General features: G+C 51.4%; 19 protein-coding genes, 1 other RNA gene and 1 pseudogene. 3 read left to right on the top strand and 18 right to left on the bottom strand.

The window, feature by feature from the left end; translation table 11 throughout:
• Positions 1-14: 14 nt before the first annotated feature.
• Positions 15-491 carry a DciA family protein gene (locus tag ACN0UN_RS03345; protein WP_417658728.1) on the top strand — a complete coding sequence of 159 codons (477 nt, stop codon included), beginning with the start codon at positions 15-17 and terminating at the stop codon, positions 489-491.
• Between the two features lie 105 nt (positions 492-596).
• Here ACN0UN_RS03345 and lpxC read toward each other — a convergent pair whose 3' ends face one another.
• The 16 genes from lpxC to mraZ all read right to left on the bottom strand — a co-directional run bounded on the left by lpxC (position 597) and on the right by mraZ (position 18482).
• Positions 597-1511 (bottom strand): UDP-3-O-acyl-N-acetylglucosamine deacetylase, encoded by a 915-nt coding sequence (lpxC, locus tag ACN0UN_RS03340; RefSeq protein WP_417658727.1) that lies wholly within the window; start codon positions 1509-1511, stop codon positions 597-599.
• Between the two features lie 89 nt (positions 1512-1600).
• Positions 1601-2824: a cell division protein FtsZ gene (gene ftsZ, locus ACN0UN_RS03335; RefSeq protein ID WP_417658726.1), complete on the bottom strand. Its 1224-nt coding sequence runs from the start codon at positions 2822-2824 to the stop codon at positions 1601-1603.
• Between the two features lie 65 nt (positions 2825-2889).
• The gene (gene ftsA / locus ACN0UN_RS03330; protein WP_128352137.1) at positions 2890-4122 is read right to left on the bottom strand and encodes a cell division protein FtsA; all 1233 of its coding nucleotides are present in this window, start codon (positions 4120-4122) and stop codon (positions 2890-2892) included.
• A gap of 17 nt (positions 4123-4139) precedes the next feature.
• The gene (locus tag ACN0UN_RS03325; protein ID WP_417658725.1) at positions 4140-4874 is read right to left on the bottom strand and encodes a cell division protein FtsQ/DivIB; all 735 of its coding nucleotides are present in this window, start codon (positions 4872-4874) and stop codon (positions 4140-4142) included.
• A 1-nt stretch (position 4875) separates the two neighbouring features.
• Positions 4876-5799, bottom strand: coding sequence for a D-alanine--D-alanine ligase (locus ACN0UN_RS03320; RefSeq protein WP_417658724.1), 924 nt, complete (start codon positions 5797-5799; stop codon positions 4876-4878).
• Positions 5799-7292, bottom strand: coding sequence for a UDP-N-acetylmuramate--L-alanine ligase (gene murC, locus ACN0UN_RS03315; RefSeq protein WP_417658723.1), 1494 nt, complete (start codon positions 7290-7292; stop codon positions 5799-5801). Before murC ends, ACN0UN_RS03320 begins: the two co-directional genes overlap by 1 nt.
• A complete protein-coding gene (gene murG, locus ACN0UN_RS03310; protein WP_417658722.1) occupies positions 7292-8392 on the bottom strand; it encodes an undecaprenyldiphospho-muramoylpentapeptide beta-N-acetylglucosaminyltransferase in 1101 nt (366 codons plus the stop codon). The genes murC and murG overlap by 1 nt, the downstream gene beginning before the upstream one ends.
• Positions 8389-9675, bottom strand: coding sequence for a cell division protein FtsW (ftsW, locus tag ACN0UN_RS03305; protein WP_417658721.1), 1287 nt, complete (start codon positions 9673-9675; stop codon positions 8389-8391). The genes murG and ftsW overlap by 4 nt, the downstream gene beginning before the upstream one ends.
• Positions 9665-11020, bottom strand: coding sequence for a UDP-N-acetylmuramoyl-L-alanine--D-glutamate ligase (murD, locus tag ACN0UN_RS03300; RefSeq protein WP_417658720.1), 1356 nt, complete (start codon positions 11018-11020; stop codon positions 9665-9667). The genes ftsW and murD overlap by 11 nt, the downstream gene beginning before the upstream one ends.
• A 3-nt stretch (positions 11021-11023) precedes the next feature.
• Entirely contained in the window at positions 11024-12106 is a 1083-nt protein-coding gene (gene mraY, locus ACN0UN_RS03295; RefSeq protein WP_417658719.1) for a phospho-N-acetylmuramoyl-pentapeptide-transferase, read from the bottom strand.
• Positions 12100-13545: a UDP-N-acetylmuramoyl-tripeptide--D-alanyl-D-alanine ligase gene (locus tag ACN0UN_RS03290; RefSeq protein WP_417658718.1), complete on the bottom strand. Its 1446-nt coding sequence runs from the start codon at positions 13543-13545 to the stop codon at positions 12100-12102. Before ACN0UN_RS03290 ends, mraY begins: the two co-directional genes overlap by 7 nt.
• Positions 13542-15035, bottom strand: a complete 1494-nt coding sequence (gene murE, locus ACN0UN_RS03285) for a UDP-N-acetylmuramoyl-L-alanyl-D-glutamate--2,6-diaminopimelate ligase (RefSeq protein WP_417658717.1) — start codon at positions 15033-15035, stop codon at positions 13542-13544. Before murE ends, ACN0UN_RS03290 begins: the two co-directional genes overlap by 4 nt.
• Entirely contained in the window at positions 15028-16776 is a 1749-nt protein-coding gene (locus tag ACN0UN_RS03280) for a peptidoglycan D,D-transpeptidase FtsI family protein (RefSeq protein ID WP_417658716.1), read from the bottom strand. Before ACN0UN_RS03280 ends, murE begins: the two co-directional genes overlap by 8 nt.
• Entirely contained in the window at positions 16767-17084 is a 318-nt protein-coding gene (ftsL, locus tag ACN0UN_RS03275) for a cell division protein FtsL (protein WP_417658715.1), read from the bottom strand. The genes ACN0UN_RS03280 and ftsL overlap by 10 nt, the downstream gene beginning before the upstream one ends.
• Positions 17074-18024, bottom strand: coding sequence for a 16S rRNA (cytosine(1402)-N(4))-methyltransferase RsmH (gene rsmH, locus ACN0UN_RS03270; protein WP_417658714.1), 951 nt, complete (start codon positions 18022-18024; stop codon positions 17074-17076). Before rsmH ends, ftsL begins: the two co-directional genes overlap by 11 nt.
• A complete protein-coding gene (mraZ, locus tag ACN0UN_RS03265; protein WP_128352147.1) occupies positions 18024-18482 on the bottom strand; it encodes a division/cell wall cluster transcriptional repressor MraZ in 459 nt (152 codons plus the stop codon). The genes rsmH and mraZ overlap by 1 nt, the downstream gene beginning before the upstream one ends.
• A gap of 187 nt (positions 18483-18669) precedes the next feature.
• On the opposite strand from mraZ, the pseudogene ACN0UN_RS03260 reads away from it, so the two are divergent.
• A pseudogene (locus tag ACN0UN_RS03260) lies at positions 18670-20820 on the top strand (putative bifunctional diguanylate cyclase/phosphodiesterase); the annotation flags it as partial.
• 95 nt (positions 20821-20915) lie between these two features.
• On the opposite strand, the gene rnpB reads toward ACN0UN_RS03260, so the two are convergent.
• Together rnpB and rsmI are read right to left on the bottom strand one after the other, a co-directional pair.
• An RNA gene (gene rnpB / locus ACN0UN_RS03255) (RNase P RNA component class A) lies at positions 20916-21277 on the bottom strand.
• 12 nt (positions 21278-21289) lie between these two features.
• Positions 21290-22141, bottom strand: coding sequence for a 16S rRNA (cytidine(1402)-2'-O)-methyltransferase (gene rsmI / locus ACN0UN_RS03250; protein WP_417658713.1), 852 nt, complete (start codon positions 22139-22141; stop codon positions 21290-21292).
• Positions 22142-22235: 94 nt separating this feature from the next.
• On the opposite strand from rsmI, the gene ACN0UN_RS03245 reads away from it, so the two are divergent.
• Positions 22236-24083 carry a penicillin-binding protein activator gene (locus ACN0UN_RS03245; RefSeq protein WP_417658712.1) on the top strand — a complete coding sequence of 616 codons (1848 nt, stop codon included), beginning with the start codon at positions 22236-22238 and terminating at the stop codon, positions 24081-24083.
• Positions 24084-24092: the final 9 nt, after the last annotated feature.

The raw sequence follows: 24092 nt of genomic DNA, 5'->3' as shown, positions 1-24092 counted from the left end.
TAATTATATATGTTATGGCACGAAAACGACCACGCGATATTCAACAACTGTTCGGCGGTCAGCGCTTACAGCGTTTTACTGACTTTACAGAGCAATACCAACGCTGGCAACAGCAATTGCAACAATGTTTTGATGCACTGCAGCTGTCGCCTTTATTGGCACATTGTAAAGTGGTGTCGGTTCGTGCGCACACCCTTGTGCTGGAAGCCTCATCAGCGGCCTTGGCCAATCGAATAAAGCTGCAGCAAAGCCGCATTATAACGCATTTTCAATCTGAATCTACGGGGCATATTTCGCGCCTTGAAGTGCAGGTGCGTCCACAAATGCGTACGCCTTTGGCGCAAAGCATGGAAAAACCTACGCAAGCTGTTCAAAAAACAGGCAATAACGATGATGAAACGGTTGCGAAATTACGGCAACAGGCGGAATTATGTGAGGAGCCACTGCGCTCGCAGCTGCTCGCTTTGGCGGAGAAATACGAGAAAAACTAAAAACAAAAGCGATATTAGCTATTGGATATTGGCGGAAACAAAAAGACCGCTTCCAGCCTCAGCGGTCTTCTCTAATATCTAATATCTAATATCGTACTTGCTTTTCTACGCCAGCGATGGGTTCGCGAAGGCGATTGGCGCGCTTTCTGCTTCAGCTTCGAAGGTGACGAATTCCCACGCTTCTTGATTCTGCAATACCGCACGCAACAATTGATTGTTTAGCGCATGGCCTGATTTGAAAGCACGTAAGTTACCCAGAATTGCATAACCGCCCATGTATAAGTCGCCAATTGCATCTAAAATTTTATGTTTGACGAACTCGTCGTCGTAACGCAAACCGTCGTTATTTAGAATACGGAATTCGTCCAATACCACGGCGTTATCAAAGCTGCCGCCTAACGCAAGGTTATTAGCGCGCAGCATTTCGATGTCTTTCATGAAGCCGAAAGTGCGTGCACGACTGATTTCTTTAATAAAATTACTGCTATTAAAGTCAATACTCAGCACTTGCCCGGTATCTGCAATGGCCGGATGGTCAAAGTCGATGGCAAAGTCGATACGGAATCCATTATGGGGTAGTAGTTCCGCCCACTTGTCATCTTCTTCAACACGAATCGGCTGTTTAATCTTAATAAACTTTTTCGCGGCGCCTTGCTCTTCAATTCCCGCGCTCTGCAGCAGGTATACAAAGGGGTGTGAGCTACCATCCATGATCGGGATTTCATGGCTATCAACTTCAATGATCAGGTTATCGATGCCCATCGCCGCAACGGCCGCAAGCAAGTGCTCTACGGTTGATACACGAACGTTGTCATCATTGATCAGACAGGTACACATACGCGTATCCCGCACTAACTCAGCGTTAGCAGGAATATCTACAGCAGGGTTTAAGTCTACGCGACGAAACACCAGACCTGTATTCGCAGGTGCTGGGCGCAGCGTAAGCTGAACCTTATTGCCTTTATGCAAACCAACACCAGTGGTTGCAATCGGCTGCTTGATTGTACGTTGTTTAATCATGTCTGTTCTTCTTCTCATCAAGTCTTTTGACCAGCAAAAGGCGCGATAGTTTAACGGATTATCTAAAAAACCGCAAGAAAACGACGTTTCTAATCGACTTGACGGCGCAAAAATGCCGGGATGTCGAGATAATCCATGTCTTTGCCTTGATTTGCCTGAGGTTTTGCCGTCGGTTTACTTGCTACCGGCTCGGCTTCCACAGATTCTTCATCAGCTTCTGGTTCAATGTTGCGTGCAGTTGCAGTATTGCCGTAACTGCCACCACTGCTGGTGCTGCTACCACTGCTTCGGCTACCATAGCTTGGTGCAGGTTCACGACGGTTCACTAATGCGATGTCGGGCTTGCGCTCGCCACCAATCCCCGTTGCAACCACAGTGACACGCAACTCTTCAGACATGTCCATGTCAATAACAGTACCGACGATGACGGTTGCATTCTCAGATACAAACCCTTTCACCACGTTACCGACAATTTCAAATTCTTCCATGCTCAAGTCCATGCCAGCAGTGATGTTCAATAACACACCACGTGCACCCGACAGGTCGATGTCTTCCAACAGCGGGCTGTTGATGGCCATCTCTGCCGCTTCTTGAGCGCGGTCTTCGCCGCGTGCGACGCCGGTACCCATCATGGCAGTACCCATCTCACGCATTACCGCACGTACGTCTGCAAAGTCGACGTTGATCAGGCCGTCGCGGGTAATTAAGTCTGAAATACCTTGTACAGCCCCTAATAGTACGTCGTTTGCCTTAGCAAAAGCATCAAGTAGGCTGGTACCTTTACCTAAAACTTTCAAAAGCTTTTCATTAGGAATAGTAATGAGCGAGTCAACATTACGCGCTAATTGCTCAATACCTTCTTTGGCTGCAGCCATGCGACGTTGGCCTTCGAATGGGAATGGTTTGGTTACCACTGCCACCGTCAAAATGCCCAGCTCACGAGCCACTTCTGCAACGACTGGTGCAGCGCCCGTTCCGGTACCACCGCCCATACCAGCAGCAATGAATACCATGTCAGCACCTTGCAGATGCTTGCGAATTTCGTCGCGCGCTTCTTCTGCAGCCTGACGGCCAACTTCTGGATTCGCGCCAGCACCAAGCCCTTTGGTGATGTCGGTACCCAATTGAATGGTTGCGTGAGCACCATGATTGCGCAACGCCTGCGCATCGGTGTTGGCAACAATAAATTGCACACCTTCAATGGACTCGCTAATCATATGTTTGACAGCGTTACCGCCGCCGCCTCCGACGCCAATGACCTTAATCACTGCGTCCGAATCAAAGTTGTCGACTACTTCGAATACTTCAGACATGTTGTTTCTCCTTATACCTGCTTATTGTACTACCCCTAGTGAAGATATCCAAAACGTTGTTTTATTTAAAATTCGCCTTTAAACCAGCTCAGCAAACGTTTTCCCAAACCAATCACGTTGGTTGTGCTTGCTTCACTTTGGCGGTTTTGAACATCTTCCTGACCATAACGTAGCAAGCCAACCGCTGTAGCATAGGTTGGATCTTGCACGTAATCGCTCAGACCGTGCATGCCCAGTGGCTCACCTAAGCGCACTGGCATTTGAAATATTTCTTCAGCAAATTCGATAGCGCCTTCCATACGCCCACAGCCGCCGGTTAATACAATACCGGCCGCAATTTGATCTTCGAGTCCGCTTTGATTGATTTGATCACGTATCAATTCAAATAATTCTTGATAACGCGGCTCCACCACCTCCGCCAAAATATGACGCTGCATGGTGCGCGACGGGCGACCACCCACAGATGGCACCTCGATGTTGTCGTCTTTGCTCACCAGCTCACGTAATGCACACGCATATTTTGTTTTAATTTCTTCAGCGTGGTTCAGCGGCGTGCGGAATATCTTGGCAATGTCACTGGTTACTTGGTTGCCAGCAGCCGGAATTACAGCTGTGTGGCGCAGCACCCCACCGGTGTAAATATTAATGTCGATGGTGCCAGCACCCATATCCACCAAGGCAACACCTAGGTCTTTTTCATCATCCGTTAGTACCGCGTAGCTTGACGCAAGCGCGGAAAAAATCAGCCGATCGACGCTTAAACCGCAACGCTCAACCGCTTTTACAATGTTTTTAGCCATGTCGTTGGCGCAGGTAATGATGTGTACCTTGGCTTCCATGCGTACGCCCGACATGCCAATTGGGCTCTTTATACTTTCTTGCGAGTCGATGATGAATTCCTGCGGTAGTACGTGCAAAATGCGCCGTTCTTGCGCTATCGGCACCGATTTTGCCGCGTGAATCACGCTATCAACATCATCTTGTGTCACTTCAGCTTCGTTAATTGGCACCATACCCGATTCGTTTTGACAGCCAATGTGGCGCCCGGAAATATTCAGGTAAACCGATGCAATACGACAGTCAGCCATCAATTCCGCTTCTTCAACGGCCCGTTGAATGGACTGCACCACCAGATTCAGATCGTTAACGCCGCCCTTATCCATGCCACGCGCAGTTGCCGCACCAACACCAATGACGCTGATGTCGCTGTCAGGCATTACTTCGCCTATCAGCGCCACCACTTTGCTGGTGCCAATGTCTAAACCTACTACCATGTTCCGTTCTGCTGCTTTCGACATGTTGCGTATCTCTCTTTTTATTCTTCGTTTTCTTCTTTCCAGGCCACCGCAACGCCGGTGTCATAACGTAAATCCACATAGTCTATCGGCTTGGCTTTATGCCGAATTATGGTTGGGAACAAATCAATAAAACGTTGTACCCGTTCCAGTAACCCTTCACGACCTAGCCGCAAACGAATGCCGGACAACAACTCCACATCCACTGCGAAACGCTCCGAGAGCGTCAGGGCCACCACTTGGTGGCCGTTAATTTTGAGCAGCTCATGCACTTGCTGATACTGCTCAACGGTTTCTTTTACTGCATGTTCAGGGCCATTGAGTTTTGGTAACAACACATCAATGACCGATTTATCCACTTCAAACACTTCGCCTTTTGCACTCACCAACGCATTGGGTCGTGTTGCCTCGTTCCAGTGCCCGATTGGCTTCTGTTCAACCAAAAACACTTTCAAAATGTCGGGCCATTCTTTTCGTACTGAGGCCTGCTCTATCCAGGGCTGAGCTTCCAGTCGTGTTCGAATGCTATTTACATCGGCCGAAAAAAAGCTTCCCAGCTCTTCTCCAGCTAATGCATCGCGCACTTCGGCGTGTTTCAAATACTGCAACTCGCCTTGTACCACTAAGCGTTTCAACGGCACTTCATTGGCGTCCATCGCCAAATAATACAGCCATGCAACGCCCGCTATCGCTCCGATGACGACGCTGAGAAAAAAACTAAACCCCAGCCAAAACTGCCAGCGGACTGCCGCCACCTTAAACCTCGCTAAGTTCGAGTATGCGCAATACCAACTGCTCGAAACTCATACCCACTGCCTTGGCCGCCATCGGCACCAAGCTTTTGGTGGTCATGCCGGGCACCATGTTCGCTTCCAACAATTTAAAGTTGCCGTCTTGGTCGCACATCACGTCAATGCGACCCCAACCTTTGCCGCCAACCGCACGAAACGCTGACACCGCCAATTGTTCTAAGGCGCGCTCTTCCAGTTCGCACAAGCCAGCCGGACAATGGTATTGCGTGTCACCGGCCTGGTACTTGGCGTCGTAATCATAAAATTCATGGGTAGACTGCACGCGAATTGCTGGCAATGCCTGGTCACCCACAATGGATACCGTGTATTCAGGGCCACTTAACCAACTTTCTACCAAAGCTTCCTGATCGTATTTGTGCGCCAACGCCACGGCCTGTTCCAGTTCAGCCGCATTGCGGGCCGGGCTCATACCGATGCTGCTGCCTTCTTGAGCGGGCTTCACCATGACTTTGCCACCCAACTCTTCAATCATTGAGGCCCAATCGACTGGCTTGCCACGAACGATAACAGCACTTGGCGCAACCGGCAGACCGGTCGACTGCCACACCCGTTTGGTGCGTACCTTATCCATTGCTAGGGCGCACCCTAACACGCCACTGCCAGTGTACGGAATGCCTAGATATTGCAGTGCGCCTTGAATGGTTCCGTCTTCACCACCCCGCCCATGTAATACAATAAAGGCGCGGTCAAAATGTTGGTCAATCAATCCTGTTAGCGGTTGCTCCGCAGGATCAAATCCGTGTGCGTTGATGCCCTGTGCCTGCAGCGCGGCCAATACCGCCTGCCCTGATCGCAACGACACCTCGCGCTCGGCAGAATCGCCGCCGAACAGCACAGCTACTTTGCCAAAATCTTTGCTCGTAGCCATTACGACTTCTCTCCCTGCAATTGATCGGCTTTGGCGCGCAACGACGCAGGCGCCAATTCGGTTGCAACTAAATCACGTGCGATTGCGCCGATGGTGCCAGCGCCTTGCGCCAGTAGCATATCGCCGGGCTGCAACACATCAGCTAAAACCTTATATAAAGCACTGCGGCCGCCGACATAAATCGGCTCCATTTGTCCGCGCATGCGAATTGCTCGCGCCAGAGCACGGCTGTCCGCCCCAGTAACTGGCGCTTCACCCGCGCTGTAAACATCAAGTAACAGCAGTACGTCCACTTCGCTGAGTACATTCACGAAGTCGTCAAATAGATCACGTGTACGTGAATAACGGTGCGGCTGAAACGCCATTACAATGCGTCGATTAGGCCAGCCGGCTCGGGCAGCAGCGATGGTTACGGCAACTTCCGATGGATGGTGCCCATAATCATCCACCAGCAGCACATCGCCTTGCTGGCCGTTGTGTTCGCTCGCAAAAGCGCCAAGATGTTCAAACCGACGTCCGATGCCACCAAATTTCTCCAGTGCTGCGATGATTGCCGCATCACTGACACCTTCATCCGTTGCCACGGCTATAGCCGCCAGGGCATTTAATGCATTGTGCCTACCGGGTAAATTCACGGTTACGGGCAACGGCTGCTGGCCCGCACGATGCACTGTAAATGAGCTCATACCGCCATTCTGGTGATAATCTGCGCCACGCACATCGGCGTCTTCGCTAAACCCATAAGTAATCATTTGTCGGCCCACGCGCGGCAATAACTCCCGCACCACTGGGTCATCAACACACATCACTGCTAACCCGTAAAATGGTAAGTTGTGTAGAAAATCAATGTAGGTGTCGAGCAGCTTATTGAAGTCGCCCCCGTACGTGTCCATATGGTCGGCTTCGATATTGGTCACTACCGCAACCATCGGCTGCAAGTGCAAAAACGATGCGTCTGACTCATCGGCTTCAGCAATCAAGTACTTGCTGGTACCCAAGCGTGCATTGGTTCCGGCGCTATTGAGCAAGCCACCAATAACGAAGGTGGGGTCTAACTCACCTTCGGCAAATACGCTGGCGATTAAGCTGGTGGTGGTGGTTTTACCGTGTGTGCCTGCGATGGCTACGCCATGGCGAAACCGCATTAATTCGGCCAGCATTTCGGCACGACGCACCTGCGGAATTAACAGCTCTTTGGCAGCCACTAACTCTGGGTTGTCGGCCTTAATCGCCGATGACACCACAATAACATCCGCACCTTTGACATGCTCGGCGGCATGGCCGATAAAGATTTTTGCACCAAACCCACGTAGGCGCCGAGTATTGGCGTTTTCAGCCAGATCTGACCCAGCAATTTCATAGCCTTGATTCAGCAGCACCTCAGCAATGCCTCCCATCCCAGCACCGCCAATACCGACAAAGTGGATGCGGCGCACACGACGCATCTCCGGCACATTAACGACTGTAAATGGGGTTGCTTTGTCTTGCTTCATTACTTAATGCCTACGGTTAATTTTTCTGGATTTGCCCAACGCTCGCACTGATTCACCACGGCTTCAGTTGCGTTGGGATAAGCGGCTTGTGCGGCATGCTTCTGCATGACCCTGCGCGTTTCTTCATCACGCAATAATTCATTTAATAACCGAACCAATGGTTCTATCTGCACCAGTTCTGACTGGGGCAATAATCGTGCGGCTCCGGCCTCAACCAGCTCGCGCGCATTTGCCGTTTGGTGGTCATCCACCGCATGTGGCAGCGGCACGAAAATTGCTGGTGTGCCTACCACAGCCAATTCTGCAACGGTCAGTGCCCCGGCGCGGCAAATTACAATGTCAGCGCTACTGTAGGCCCGATGCATATCGGTAATAAATTCTTCCACCTGAACTTGCGCAGTAACGGGCCCATAAGCAGCCGTTACTGCAGCGACACGGCCTTGCCCGCATTGGTGCTGCACTGTTAAATTCTGCTGCAGTGCCGCATCCAATTGCGCGATAGCGCTTGGTACCGCTTCGTTTAATGCTTGCGCACCAAGGCTGCCACCAACAATTAATAGCTTCAATTTACCGTCGGCAGGCGCAGTAACTTCCTTTGCCAGCCAGTTAGCACGCAACGGATTGCCAGTAACCTCAGCCATAGGCAACTGCTTCTTCGCAGCCCCGAAACCAAGCATGACGTGCTGCGCAAAACGCGCTAATAACTTGTTGGTTAAACCCGCTACAGCATTTTGTTCGTGTACCAGCAATGGCACACTCAGTGACCGCGCGGCAAGCCCTGCGGGCCCACACACGTAGCCGCCAAAGGTCAGTAATAGTTGCGAGCGATGCCGTTTCAGCAATTTCCGGCACTGCAAGAATGCTTTGAATAGACGCCAAGGGGTGCCCAATTTACGCATCACCCCGTGCCCACGCATACCTTGCATGCTGATTTGTTCCAGCTTAAAACCCGCCGCCGGCACAACTTTGCTTTCAAGTCGCTGTTCGGTTGTTCCCAACCAAACAACTTCCCAACCGTAGTTGCGTAATTGCTCGGCTACGGCCAAAGCTGGAAACACATGGCCGCCTGTGCCAGCGGCAGCAATCATGATACGGTTCATGCGCGACCTCCAGCCTTAGTCGATGTTCTGCGCCGCGGCGCTACTTTGATCTGGCTAACGCGCACTTCATAGTCAACCCGCAGCAAAATACCTATCGCAATACAGCTAATCAATAAGCTGGTACCGCCATAGCTAATCAACGGCAGTGTCAAACCTTTGGTGGGCAACAAGCCCGCCGCTGCGCCAATGTTCACCATGGACTGGAAGGCGAACCAAATGCCGATACCGTATGCAATAAAGCCGCCGTATTGATGTCCCGCATGCAAGGCTATTCGTCCCAACTGCATGGTGCGAATCACCAGCGCAAACGACAACACCAGTACCACGACAATGCCGAAGAAACCGAGTTCTTCACCGACAACCGCCATAATAAAGTCGGTGTGTGCTTCAGGCAGGTATTGCAGTTTCTGAATGCTGTTTCCTAAACCTTGTCCGAACCAGTCGCCGCGCCCAAAAGCCATCAGCGACTGCGTTAACTGATAACCACTGCCGAACGGGTCTTGCCATGGGTCCATGAATGACACTACCCGGCGCATACGATAAGGTTCTTTAACGATTAATAGCGTAATGGCCAGCGCAAAGGCGACCAGTACTGCGAAAAATTGCCACAACCGAGCTCCGGCAAGAAACAACATACCCACAGCGATACAGGACATAACCACCAGCGAGCCGAAGTCGGGCTGCAAGAGCAGTAGGCCTGCAAAAAAGAACAAGACGATTAGCGGCTTGATAAAACCACGCAAGTTTTCCTGCACCTGGTCAACGCGCCGTGTCAGGTAGCTGGACATATAAACCACAAAGAATAACTTCGCGACCTCAGCCACCTGCAATGTGAGCGGGCCGAGCTTTATCCAACGCTTGGCACCGTTCACTTCATGACCGATAACCAACACCATCGCCAACATTCCCATGGCAATCAATAACAGTGAGCCGCTACCGCGATACCACCAATGCACAGGAATTTGTATCACTGTAAATAACAGCACGAGACCCAGCCCGACATACATGCCATGGCGAATCATGAAGTGAAACGGATTACCGGTTAGTCGCTCTGCTGCTGGGAATGACGCCGAAGTCACCATGATTAAACCGATGGCAATTAAACTCAGCGTCAGCCACAGCAATACACGGTCATACAACAGCGTTGCATCGCTGGCAGCCCACCAATCGCGCCAGCGCTGCCACAATGGCGCACCCATAGCATCAAGCATTGGCTGGATACCAAGTTCCAGTTGCTGCTCGGTGCCATTGGCAGTGCGCGCTTTGTGCGCTTTAGCGACCATAGTGTGCCTCCACGGCAGCGCGGAATTGATCACCGCGGTGCTCGTAATTTTTAAACATGTCTAAACTGGCGCAGGCCGGCGAGAGTAAAACCATACTTTGCGGCGTTGCCAGTTCAGCCGCGGTACTTACCGCCTCTTCAAGGTTGGTGACACGCACTGCGTGTTCAACTTGATGGGCAATGCGCTCGCCGTCTTTACCCAGTACAATCACTACATCAACGTGCTGCAAAGCGGCTCGGAAGTGGCTGAAATCAGCACCCTTGCCATCGCCGCCAGCAATCAATATTAGTTTGCCGCTTACCAGTTGGCGCATACCAAAAATTGCAGCCTCAGCAGCGCCAATATTAGTAGCCTTGGAGTCGTTCACCCACCGCACTTGCTCAAATTCACCGATAAGTTCACAGCGGTGCGGCAAGCCTTTAAATGCCCTTACTGCGCCAAGCACATCTTTGGGCTGAATATCGAGTGCGTAGGCTAACGCGAGCGCCGCCTGCACGTTCAAGAGGTTGTGGATGCCAGTTAGCTGCAGTTCACTGGCCTTGACTAAGGGTTCACCGCAAAAGCTAATTGCAAACTCACCCTCTTGCTCCACTAAACCAAACATCGCTGGGCCATGGTCGTTACTTGGACCGAGTCCGAACGTAATTTGAGCATCCATCGGAACCTGCACCGGTGCAGTCATTTCCTGTTCACGATTCCAAACGGCAATGTCGGTGCGGTTATAAATACGATGCTTCGCATTTGTGTAGTCGCGCAAATCACTGTACCGGTCCATGTGGTCATCGCTGATATTCAGGATGGTTGCACCACGCAAGTGCAAGTCGTGCATGAGTTCGAGCTGAAAACTTGAAAGCTCAATAACAAAGGCATCCACCGGCTGACCGACCAGCTCAAGCACCGGAACCCCAATATTGCCGCCCATCGCCACTTTTTTACCGGCCGCGATGAGCAGCTCTGTCACCAAGCGCGTTACGGTTGATTTACCATTTGACCCAGTGATACCTAACACAGGCTTATTGGCATGGCGCGCAAAGAGATCCATGTCGCCAACTACTGGTATTGCCGCGTCATTCGCGAGCTGCAATGCTGGGGTGCGCAAGTCAACGCCGGGGCTAACTATCAGCAAATCCATACCGAGTATGTGTTCCAGTTCAAGTGCACCGGTGTGAACCTCAAGGTCAGGCGCCAGTTGTTGGAGTTCAGCGACGCCCGGTGGTTCAACACGGGTGTCAAATACCACAGGGGTAATACCACGCTGCAGCAAATAGCGTACGCACGATTGCCCAGTTTGGCCGAGGCCAACTACGCCGATCATTTCATAGCTGTCTAACGCTGCTAGTTTCATGGTTTATCTCAGTTTCAATGTCGCTAAGCCAATAAGCACAAATACCAGGCTCAATATCCAAAACCGCACGATAACGCGCGGCTCTGGCCAGCCTTTTAATTCATAATGGTGATGGATAGGGGCCATACGAAAAACCCGTTTGCCACGCAGTTTATAAGACCCTACTTGCAATATTACGCTCAGGGTTTCCATCACAAACACACCGCCCATAATGAACAGCACCAATTCTTGACGTACCATCACGGCAATGATGCCCAACGCGGCGCCCAAGGTCAGCGAGCCAACATCGCCCATAAATACCATGGCCGGATAGGTGTTAAACCATAAGAACCCCAAGCCAGCCCCGAAAATTGCGGTACACACAATCAACAATTCGCCAGACAGTGGTAAAAATGGAATATTTAAATACTGCGCGAAATTAGCGTTACCGGAGGCGTAGGCGAATACACCGAGTGCGCCAGCAACCATGATGGTTGGGACAATCGCCAAACCGTCGAGACCGTCCGTCAAGTTCACGGCGTTGCTCGTGCCCACCACCACAAAATAAGCCAACAAAATGTATATCATGCCCAGTTGCGGCATCACGTCTTTGAAAAATGGAACCAGCAGTTGCGTTTCTGCGCCGATGGTTGCGTTTGCGTACAAATAGACAGCGGCCAAGGTTGCGATGAGTGACTGCCAAAAATACTTCCAACGCGCCGGTAAACCGCGTGAGTTCTTCTGTACCACTTTACGGTAGTCATCAATGAAACCCACTAAGCCAAAGCCAATCACCACCGCTAACACCACATGCACGTAACGGTTGCTTAAGTCAGCCCATAGTAATGTCGACAACACGATGGATGCGATAATCAATACCCCACCCATAGTTGGCGTGCCGGCTTTACTTAAATGCGATTGGGGGCCGTCGTCACGTACCGCCTGACCCACTTGTAAACGTTGTAAGTATTTGATGAGCGTCGGGCCCATCCATAACGAGATTAACAAAGCGGTGAGCACGCTAAGAATAGCGCGCATGGTAAGGTACGAGATGACGTTAAAAGCACTCGCAAATTGGGTTAAATATTCGGCTAACCACACTAGCATGCGTGCTTTCCTTCTTTTGGTGCCATAGGTTGTAATTCTTCCTTACGGTGTTGCAACGCCTCAATGACACGCTCCATTCGTGCGCTGCGCGACCCTTTTACTAAAATGGTTATCGGGGCTTGGGCTTGCTTCACCGTAGCAATGATGGCTTCAACCAAGCCTTCAATTGCCGAGAAGTGGCGGCCGCCGCGCCCATTAAAAACTTCGCTCGCACTTTGGCTTAGCACCCCTGCGGTATACAAATTATCGATACCCGCTTTAATGGCGTAAGCACCTACTTCTTCATGGTATTCCCGAGCTTGACTGCCCAGTTCGCCCATATCACCGAGTACCATCATGCGGTAACCTGGATACGTGGCGAGCATGTCCAGTGCGGCTTTGACCGAGCCCACATTGGCGTTGTAGCTATCGTCAATGAGGCGAATATGGTCATTGAGGCGAATCACGTGTAACCGACCAGCAACTGGTGTCAATTCAGCCAGTGCGGTTTGCGCATCAGTGAGCGCACAACCTACCGCAACCGCGGCCCGAATAGCCACTAGTGCGTTGTCAACATTGTGTAAACCAGGCAGGCTCAGCTTGATATGCGCTTGCTGGGGCGCGGTTCCGCCCAGTTCAACATCAAATTCTGCACAGCCTTGCTCATCCACGGAAATATTGCGCGCACGCACTGTCGGTTGTGGTTGCTGCGCATCGGCCTGTTCGCGGCCAAAAGTTTCGTGGTGCATACCGCTGAGCTGCTGCGCCCAGCCCTGCGCGAAGTCGGAATGAAATGGTGTAAGCGCCAAGCCATGCGGACCCAGCCCACGGAAAATTTCAGATTTAGCGCGATAGACCCCGTGAATGTCGCCAAAACCCTCAACATGAGCAGGCGCTACATTATTGATGATGGCCACATCCGGTTGGGTTAAACGCGTGGTATACGCAATTTCACCTAAATGATTTGCACCGAGTTCAATCACCGCAAACTGATGATGCGGCTCAATGCGTAACAGCGTAAGCGGCACCCCAATATCATTATTAAAGTTACCCGCAGTTGCCAACACCTCGCCTTGCTTACGTAATATTGCAGCAAGCATTTCTTTGACAGTGGTTTTTCCGCTACTCCCCGTAATAGCAATGGTTTTTGGTGCAACCTTTGCTTTCACTGCGGCACCGAGTAAACCTAACGCATGGCGGGTGTCCGCCACCACGATCTGCGGCGCACCTTGGCTGTCTTCCGGGCTAAGTTCGCGTTCTACCATGACCGCTGCCGCACCATCGCGGATTGCTTGGCTGGCAAAGTCATGGGCATCAAAATTGGGCCCTTTTAAGGCAATAAACAAGCACCCTTTGGGCATGTGCCGCGTGTCGGTGCTGACTTGATCGACGGTACGATTGGCACCAATCAAGCGCCCTTCAACAGCTGCGGCAATCCACGCGAGATCAATGCGAATCATGATAATTCCTCCGCGGATTGGCTGGTTGCAATGATTTCAGCAACCAGTTTGCGTTCATTATAATCAATACGCTGTTGGCCGATAACCTGGTAGTCTTCATGCCCTTTACCTGCCAGCAATACCACGTCATCAGCCTTGGCCTGTGCAATCACCTGACGCACTGCATTATCACGCCCCATGATGACTTGCACGCGCTGACGGCTTGGCATACCAGCAAGAATATCTTTGACAATTTGCGCCGGTTCTTCAGTGCGCGGATTGTCGTCAGTAACCACTACCTGATCAGCCAAATCTGCAGCGACTGCGCCCATTTGTGGCCGCTTACCGCGGTCACGATCACCACCACAGCCGAACACGCACCACAGTTGTCCGTGACAGTGGCGGCGCAATGCGCTCAGCACTTGCTGCAGGGCGTCGGGTGTGTGCGCATAGTCCACAATGACCAATGGTTTACCGGCTGTTCCACCGAAAGCTTCCATGCGGCCAGGTACTGCATGCAATTGGGAGCATGCGGCCACCACGGCTTGGGGTGAATGCCCAAGCGTAATTACGGCGCCGATTGCCGCTAATAAATTGTAAACGTTAAAGCCACCTAACAACGGCGAGTGCACAGTTAGCTGTTCGAGATTGTCATGGCTGTGACGCACATTTAAAGTAAATTCAGTGCCGTCATGCGCATATCGAACTTCACTTGCCCACAAACTGTGGGCCGCTGACTGCGGCGTCAAGCTAAAGCGCCAGCTGTCGGTACGGTCAGGCAACCAGGCAGCTACAGCTGCATCGTCGGCATTCAGCACACTAAACTGCGTGTCGAGCTCGGTAAATAGGCGGCGTTTTGCGCCAGCGTAATTGGCCATGGTGCCATGATAATCAAGGTGGTCACGGCTTATATTCGTTGCGACACCTACCTTAAAATGCACCGCTTCAACGCGGCGCTGTACTAATGCGTGTGAGGATACTTCCATTGCCACGGCTTGTGCGCCTTCGCTACGTAGCACGTGCAGACGATGCTGTACGGCGATCGCATCAGGCGTAGTGTGAGTTTCAGGCAATAAGCGTCCTGGGAAACCGCTGCCTGTGGTACCGATGACACCACAGCGAATGCCCAACGCTTCAAGCAACTGAGCGGCAATATATGTCACCGACGTTTTACCGTTGGTACCTGTAACGCCAATCACATCGATTGCTTGCGACGGCTCGTGGAAGAAACGTCCAGCGATGTGTGACAGTTGATTCTTAAGTTGTGGAACTTCAATGACCCAGGTTGAACCGCGTAGTTCCATGCCTACGGCTTCTGAATCAGCCAGCACCACTGCGGCTCCAGCTGCGATTGCGGCATCAATAAAATGGCGCCCATCCACCTGATAGCCAGGTACCGCAATGAAGAGGTCATTCGCAGCAACCTGGCGGCTATCGAGCTTCAGACCACCCACTTTCACAGCTGGCAGTTGCATCGGGTATTCCGGTAACAAGGTCATGAGATCAATCACGTGAACCTCCGAAGCCGGCAGCTTTTAATTCTGTGTTGGCCAAATTATCGGGTGGCACATTCATGACTCGCAACGCGTCGCTGACGATTTCAGCGAATACAGGCGCTGACACCTCACTGCCATAATACTCGTCGCCACTGGGCTCATTAATGGTAACCACTACGGCGATGCGCGGATTACTAACGGGAGCCACACCTGCGAAGAGCGTTACGTATTCATCGCCATAGCCGCCCGCAATTGCCTTACGCGAGGTTCCGGTTTTTCCCGCCACACGGTAGCCACGAACCTGCGCGCGACTGCCTGAACCGTTCGCCACCACGCTTTCTAACATGGCTAATACGGTGTCAGCGTTTTGCTTTGAAATCACTTGCTCACCTGCGGGCTTGCCTTCTCGGCGCTGAATGGTTAACGGGTTACGAATTCCGCCATTACCAATAATGGCGTACATTTGCGCTAACTGGAGCGTGGTTGCCGACATACCATAACCATAAGATAACGTTGCAATTTCAAAGTCCGACCAACGCTGACGGTTTTGTAAAATACCAAAGCTTTCGCCCAACATGGCGACTCCTGTATCGTTGCCGAAGCCCACTGCAGCATAAGTATTCAGCATTGTGTCGATACCTGCTGCTAACGCTACTTTGGCAGTGCCAACGTTACTTGAGTTCTCTAAAATTTGTGTAATTGTTAATTCACCCCGATTGCGTGGGTCACTTACCCGGCGTCCACCTAAGCGCAGCCAACCCGGGCTGGTGTCGATGACATCACTGGCCTTAATCACGCCTGACTCCAAACCTGCAAGAATAGCAAGCGGCTTAACGGTAGAGCCCGGTTCATAAGCATCAGTAATTGCTCGGTTGCGCAATTTGTGCGGCTGCATGTCCGAGCGGTTATTTGGGTTGTAGGACGGGCTGTTGACCATTGCGAGCACCTCGCCGGTTTGCACGTCAAGAATCACGGCCGAACCTGAAGTCGCCTGGTGATAGCGCACGGCTTTTTTGACTTCGGCATAAGCCAATGATTGCAAACGTTGATCAATACTCAGCGTTAATTGTTGTGGTTGTTGTGCTTCGGTAACTCGTATTTCTTCAACAACCCGTCCTGCCGCGTCCTTGCGATAAACTCGCTCACCGGGAACACCGGTGAGTACTTGGTTATAAATAGCCTCAAGGCCATCAATGCCGAGGCCGTCAATATCGGTGAAGCCCACCACATGCGCGGCAATTTCACCGGCGGGATAAAAACGCCGCGATTCGGTTTTTAGATAGACTCCTGGAATACCCAGTTGCCGCACAAAGTCAGCCACGCCGGGTGTTACTTTGCGTTCCAGGTACACAAACCGACGGGTCGGGTCCGCAACTTTGCTCATCAGATCGTTCACGTCGGTGCGGAACACTTCCGCCAACGCTAACCAGCGCTCACGATTGTCCAGTCCGTGTCCTTCATGCACACGTTTGGGGTCTGCCCATACCGTTTGTACCGGTACACTTACTGCCAGTTCACGACCATTGCGGTCAAGAATGCTACCCCGTTGAACGGTGGTCGCATCGGCCCGTAGTGAACGGCGATCGCCCTCATAGATCAGGCGCTCAGGTTCTATAATCTGGATATATGCTGCACGAGCCACCAAGCTGCCGAACACGCCCAAGACCACCAGCATGGCGAAGTAGAAACGCGCCTTGCTTAAATGTGGTTGCGCTTTTTTAGTTGCGCGGCGGTTTGGCTTCGGTGTCACTGCCATGGCACGAGCACCTCCTGTTCAGCTTCTGCACGCACCATATTCAGGCGCTGTTCAGCAATGCGTTCAACCCGGTTGTGTTCGGTCAGGGTGTTTTGCTCAATCTGTAAATGCCGCCATTCAATATCAAGCGCATCACGCTCTGACAGCAGCTCATCACGCTCGATGGTGAGCAAGCGATGCCCATGCGAAACATAAATAACGGACAAGGCACTTGTTATGGCCATTAAAAACAGCAACACCAGCACAAGGTGCTGGCGAAAATCGTCAAACAAAACAGAGACTAACGCAGGTACTCGGCTAGCTTTCATAATCTAACCTCGCTGCAATGCGTAGCACCGAACTGCGGGCGCGTGGGTTTAATTGTGTTTCAGCCGCCGAAGGTTTAATTGCTTTACCGACCAAGCGCAATGTTTGGCCCCGATCAAAGTCGGCATCACGAATCGGCAACCCAGCTGGAATTGAGCGGCCTTTGGCCTGCCCACGCATAAACCGTTTTACCAGCCGGTCTTCAAGGCTATGGAAACTAATCACCACCAAGCGGCCTTCGGGCTTTAAGCCAGATACAGCCGCCGTTAATGCCGTTTCAATTTCATCCAGCTCGCCGTTAATATGAATTCGAATACCCTGGAAACTACGGGTAGCTGGGTGCTTGTGCTTATCTTTAAATGGCACAGCATTAGAAATCAGCTCAGCCAATTCACGGGTGGTGGCCAGTGGCTGTTGTTCGCGGTGCTTAACCACAGCTTGAGCAATACGCCAAGCGAAGCGTTCTTCTCCGTATTCGCGCAGCACAAATGCAATTTCATCGGCACTGGCATGATTTAGAAAGTCTGCGGCAGTGGGACCACAGCTGGTATCCATGCGCATATCGAGTGGCCCTTCGCGCATGAAACTAAAACCACGTTCAGCGTCATCCAATTGTGGGGAGGAGACGCCAAGATCAAATAAAATTCCGTCGAGCTTGCCGCGCAATTGCTGCGTTTCAAGCACGTCGTCTAATCGTGAAAATGGAGTGTGGATGATGGTGAACCGTGGATCATCGCGCAAGGATTCTGCTGCTGCTATCGCGGTGGGGTCACGATCCAGTGCATAAAGTTTACCTTGAGCGTTTAGTTGAGCCAGAATTGCGCGCGAGTGCCCCCCTCTACCGAAGGTTGCATCTAAATAAATTCCGTCTGGTTTGATCGCAAGGCCCTCGATGGACTCTTGTAACAACACCGAGACGTGTTGTTGCGCTTCTGTTGTCATTATAATGAGAAGTCTTGTAGTCGATCAGTGAGTGCCAAGTCGTCTTGTTGCTCCGCTGCCATATCGGCTGCGATCTGTTCTTGCCATGCCGCTTCAGACCAGAGTTCAAATTTGTTGAGCTGACCAATAATCATGATCTTTTTGCTCAAGTCCGCATGTTGACGCAGGGTTGGTGCAATCAAAATACGGCCATTTTTATCCATCTGACAATCTTCGGCGTGACCCAGTAACAGGCGCTGGAGACGACGCTCCGCGGGGTTCATGCTGGATAAGGTGGTGAGCTTCTGTTCAATCAACTGCCACTGTGGCAGCGGATACAGCAATAAACAGGGTTGCTTGATATCGATGGTGCAGACCATTTGTCCGTCACAATCCAAAAGCAGGCTCTTGCGATACTTTGATGGTATCGCGAGCCGGCCTTTGTCATCTAGACTGAGTGCTGCTGCGCCACGAAACATGATATTGATCCACTATTACCCACAAATCCCCACAATGTGACAGTCTAGGTGCCGATCTTTCCACCTGTCAAGGAAAAATCCTAAGTTTGCGGTGTGCGACCGCTCTTGACGGAAAGGTTCATGTAAAGGATGATGCGGTAGGTATGTTATCTAGCATATAATTCTAACAATAAGCTTTCTCATATAAATGAAGCAGATAGATGTTGTGAGTTTTCCAGATAAGTTCGGTAAGCAGTCCGAACGCTGGCGCTTATTGCGCTACCTTGTTGTCGTGCTCTTCATCGCGTCGGCTTTGCTGTATGCGGTTTACCTTGTGGTTGACGGTGAACGCCAACAGCAACTCGAGGTTGAAAAGCGGCGTGCAGGGGAACATTTAAGCGCAATGCGCGGCCAGATTGAGCAACGTCTACAAGCTAACATGCTTGCGCTTAGGGCTTTGCGCCCAGAAATTCTTTGGCAAGACACCCCTGACCGAGTGCGCCTGCAACACATCATGGATGAATTCCTGTCGTCCAATCTTGACATCATGCACGTTGCGCTTGCCCCTGATCTTGAAGTTAAATTTGTTTACCCCGTGGAAGGCAACCAATCCATGATTGGGTTCAACTACCGCCTTGACACCGAACAATATGCTGGCATTTTACGGGCGATTTCGGTTAAAGACGTGGTGCTTACGGGTCCATTGCGCCTCGCTCAGGGGCGCGAAGCGTTAGTTGCGCGCATGCCTATATTCCGAAATGACCGTACACTGTGGGGCGTTGCTTCCTTAGTGATTGATCACGTTCATTTATTAGATGGCGTGCGTTTTTACCAGCATCCCAACTACTCCTTTGCGATTCGTCATGTGGTAGTAGATGCCGAAGCAACCGCCCCCGCATTTGCCGGCGAAAATGATGTATTTCAGCAAGACGCGCTGGTTACAGAAATCACCTTCCCCCGCGGGCGTTGGGAACTAGCCGCTTATCCGCGTGACGGGCGCTGGGTAGCCACCAACGCCGACTTCTGGTTGCACTGGGCTATTGGTATTGGCTTAACGGCGGTTATTTTATCTGCCTTCTTAATGCTGATATTTACCCAACATCGTTTGCGCGGCGCAATTTCCACCATTGCTTATCAAGCACGCTATGACGGGCTGACTGATTTACCGAATCGTAACTTCTTCTCCGAGCAACTTGGCGCTGATATACGTTCTGCATTACGCAATCAACAGAAGTTCGCATTGTTGGTTCTTGATCTCGACCATTTGCGCGAAATCAATGATGTGCTCGGCCATGAAGTTGGCGACGCGTTACTACAACGTGTCGCTGAGCGTATCCGCACCAGTATTCGCGAAGATGACTTGCTCGCCCGAATTGGTGGTGATGAATTTGCGATTGTGTTGCGTGACTTGAATGACCCAAGCGAAGCCGAAATTCGCGCGAAAGCCATTATGAATGATCTGCTGCATACGCTGGATATTGAACACAACCATATTAATATGACCGCCAGCACTGGCATCGCGATGTTTCCCCATGACGGGCAAGAGGTTCAGCAGTTACTGAAGCACGCAGAATTGGCAATGTACGCCGCTAAAACGCAAGGTGCCATGAGTGTGCATTTCTTTGATGAGCAATTGCGTCAAAGTACCGAGCGGGATATTAATCTGCACCATCAAATTATTAAAGGCATTGAGGCCGAACAGTTTGAAGTGCATTACCAACCGGTTATTGAAACGGAAACCGGCTTGCTGACGCGTTGTGAAGCACTGCTGCGTTGGACACATCCTGAGCGTGGCGCTATTTCGCCAGCTGAGTTTATTCCAATTGCAGAAAAAACCGGCGCAATCATTGGTCTGGGTGATTTTGTCCTGCGCCAGGTTGTGCGCGATTGGAAGAAAATGAACGCAGCTGGGCTTGATTTGTCCATAGCGCTTAACCGTTCACCGCGAGAGTTTAACGATCGCCAAGCCGCAACCCATTGGTTAAATGTCATCGCCGCTGCCGATGTACCGCCGAATCGCCTGATGTTTGAGATTACCGAGTCGATGCTCATGCGTAATAAAGAACGTCAGTTTGCGAATCTCCGCAAACTACGTGATGCGGGCATTACACTTGCCATTGATGACTTCGGTACCGGCTATTCGAGCTTGAACTACCTGCGTTCATACCCAATTGATGTGATTAAAATAGACCGCAGCTTCTTGCATAATGTACCGCATCAAGGTCAACAAAAAGCTTTGGTTGAAGTGCTGATTCGTATCGCCCACACCTTAAATATGAAGGTGGTTGCAGAAGGTGTTGAGCATGAGCAGCAAGTTGAATTTCTGCAGCAACAACACTGTCACTTCCAGCAAGGATTCTTCTACGGTCGAGCGATGCCGCTCAATGAATTTATTCGATTCACGAAGCAATTTAATCGCAACGTGATGGATAACAATGGCATCCAAGGTGAAGTGTCGGGAGCCAGCCGATAAGCCGGGTTCTGTCGAGGACAATCATTCGTCTAGCCGCTAAATCACTCTAGCGTTCAAGCAGTCTACCCGGGTTCAACGCGGGCCGCGCCAATGAACCCCTATTTGACCTTGCTCCGGGTGGAGTTTACCGTGCCACGAACTGTTGCCAGCCGCGCGGTGCGCTCTTACCGCACCCTTTCACCCTTACCTGATCCTGCTTACGCAGGCCATCGGCGGTTTGCTCTCTGTTGCACTGGTCGTCGGCTTACGCCGCCCAGACGTTATCTGGCACCCTGCCCTATGGAGCCCGGACTTTCCTCCCCTTGCGTGCAAGCACACAAGCAGCGATTGCCTGGCTGACTCCCGAGCGCGCATTCTACGTGTTATCTTGCTCGAGCGCTAGCTGATACAAGGTGTTTTTACGCGCACCGTGAATTTCTGCGGCCAGTGCAGCGGCTTTTTTAAGCGGTAACTCTTTGCGCAACAAATTTAATGTCTTCATAGCTGCTGGATTCACATCATCTGCCGCCTGTTCTTCAGCACCCCCTAAAATCAGCACAATTTCGCCGCGTTGTTGATTGCTGTCTTCGATAACCCGTTGTTGCACTTCGGCAACGCTGCCGCTCAAATACGTTTCGAACTGTTTGGTGAGTTCGCGCGCCATAACCAACCGCCTGTCGGGGCCAATTTCACTAACCATATCGGCCAAAGTGTCGGCAATTCGATGCGGCGATTCGTAAAAAACTAAGGTACGGGTTTCACCAGCCAGTTCCTGCAAACGCTTACGTCGCTGTTGTGGCTTGGCGGGAAGAAACCCCTCAAAGGTAAACCTGTCGGTGGGTAACCCTGCCCCTGAAAGTGCAGTGACGAAGGCGCATGCACCGGGCAATGCTGTCACGGCCACGCCTGCTGCACGGCATTGCTGCACCAAAACGTAACCAGGATCACTAATTAGCGGGGTTCCGGCATCGCTTATCAACGCAATGTTTTCGCCATTTTGTAAACGCTCTATAACCTGACTGGCGCGTTGGCGTTCATTGTGCTCGTGCAGCGCAAACATTTCTTTGCGAATGCCCAAATGCTGCAGCAGCTGTCCGCTATGGCGGGTATCTTCAGCAGCAATCGCATCACAATCGCGCAAGACATTTAATGCGCGTTCAGTGATATCGCCCAAGTTACCAATGGGTGTCGGTACGATGAATAAGCTGCCAGCTTTCGTTGCGCTCATGTTAACCCCTTGTAAGAACCACACAGCTCCGTTGTTTAGGTGTGCCGTACGGTTTATAGTATGACCCATTCATGAAACTATTGGTGGATCAAAAATGACGGCTGCTATTGTGCCAAAGAAGTTGCTGCTGTGCATGGTTATTGTTGCACTAACAGCATGTTCTTCCGGCCCGCGTTCAGGGTCAGAACAACCGCAAACGCGCGGAGACGATACCGATTTCATTGCGGTACCATTAACCGAGCAAGATCGCTCGGCGTCTAGCTGGTTGGCTAACGCACGGCTGCTAGAGGGTGCTGAGCAAGTGGATGCCTTATTGCAAGCAGCGGCAACCTTTCAACGTGATGAGCAATGGCAACAAAGTGCGGTGGTTATTGCGCAAATGCAACGCCACTTTGAGCCAAACACTCTAAGTGCGGAGCAACAACAACTTGTTGCGTTGTTGGAAGCACGCTTCGCCGCGTATGAAGGCCGTTGGACCTATGCCGAGCAGTTATTACAACCGTTGTTAACACCACGCTTATCGCAAGATTATCCAGAGCAAACACTTGAGCTCGCCTTGCAAGCAGCGCGCGCACAGCAGCATTGGCAGCAGGCTGCCCGTTATCAGTTGCAACTGGTGAATGTGGTACCGGAACATACCGAGCCCACTGAAGTTTGGGCGGTATTGAAACACGTTACCGATCCGAACGCGGTGGTGTTGCCACCAAGCTCTCAGCGCAGCCGGTTGGTGGCTGGGTGGGTGCAACTGATGACTGCTCTGCATGAAATTAGCGTCAACCCGAATCAATTCGATGCCATTTTAAATCAGTGGCAGCAGCGCTTCACTGACCACCCCGGTCAGTTCGTGGTGGACAACCTCACTGCGCTCACCGCTCAGCCCCGTAATCGCGTGTTAGTGTTACTGCCGCTAACCGGGCAATACCAAGAACAGGGTAACGCGGTACGCGACGGCATCATTAAAGCATTAACACGCCAGCCACAGGTTAAGGCTGTGTTTCTTGATACCAATCAGCTGGATTTCGCAGTCTTGCCTGAGCTACTTCAGCAGCATCAGGCAAGCATGCTTTTAGGGCCTTTATTGAAGCCCAATGTGGCTGCCATTGATGTCAGTATGCTGCCAGAAGACTTACCCTGGCTAACGCTCAATGAGCCGGAAACTGGCTTTGTGGCCGTGCATGGTCTGCAACATTTTTTCGCATTGGACACCGAAACTGAAATTAAGCAAGCGGCTGCCTATATGGCCCAGCGTGGACATCGGCACCCAGTTGTATTAGCGCCGGCGACTAATCGTGGGCAACAGCAAGCCGATGTGTTCAAGCAAGCATGGCAAGCACAGTTTGCTGACGACGCCAGCATTGCGTTGGGTAGTTATCGCAATACCGAAGAAATGAAATCAGCAGTGCAAGACCAGCTTGGTGTTACCACCAGTGAAGCACGTATCTACCAAGTGAAAATTGCGGCTGGCAAGATTATTGTTGAGTCACAAGCGCGTAGTCGAGCGGATATCGATTCGGTATATTTGGTTGGCGGGATAGAACAAACGCGTTTGTTGAAACCATTTATTGACGTAAATATTTCGCCGTTTATGAAACCGTTACCGGTGTATGCCAACTCCGGCAGCCACACCCTACGCAACGATCTTAGCGAAAATGACTTAGACAATGTGCGTTTCACAGAAGCACCATGGTTACTGCCTGGTCATAGTGAAAGCGCGGTTTTGGACGAACTTTTAGCGATGCGTACTGGTTGGGGCTATAGCACAGCACGGCTCGTGGCATTTGGTCACGATGCCCTATTATTAAGTCAACGATTGCCGCTACTGCAAACAATGCCAGGCATATCTGCGAAAGGGTTGACCGGTGAATTACAGGTTACCAATGAGCAAGTAACGCGAAAACTTAATTGGGCGCGCTTCAAAGGGCACGAAGTCGTCGCCGAGTAATTAAAAACT

Source organism: Pseudidiomarina sp. (genome assembly GCF_048267825.1).
In the GTDB taxonomy this organism is placed as follows: domain Bacteria; phylum Pseudomonadota; class Gammaproteobacteria; order Enterobacterales; family Alteromonadaceae; genus Pseudidiomarina.
The sequence above is the reverse complement of the archived record's forward strand: the minus strand, read 5'-3'. Positions and strand labels throughout refer to the sequence as shown.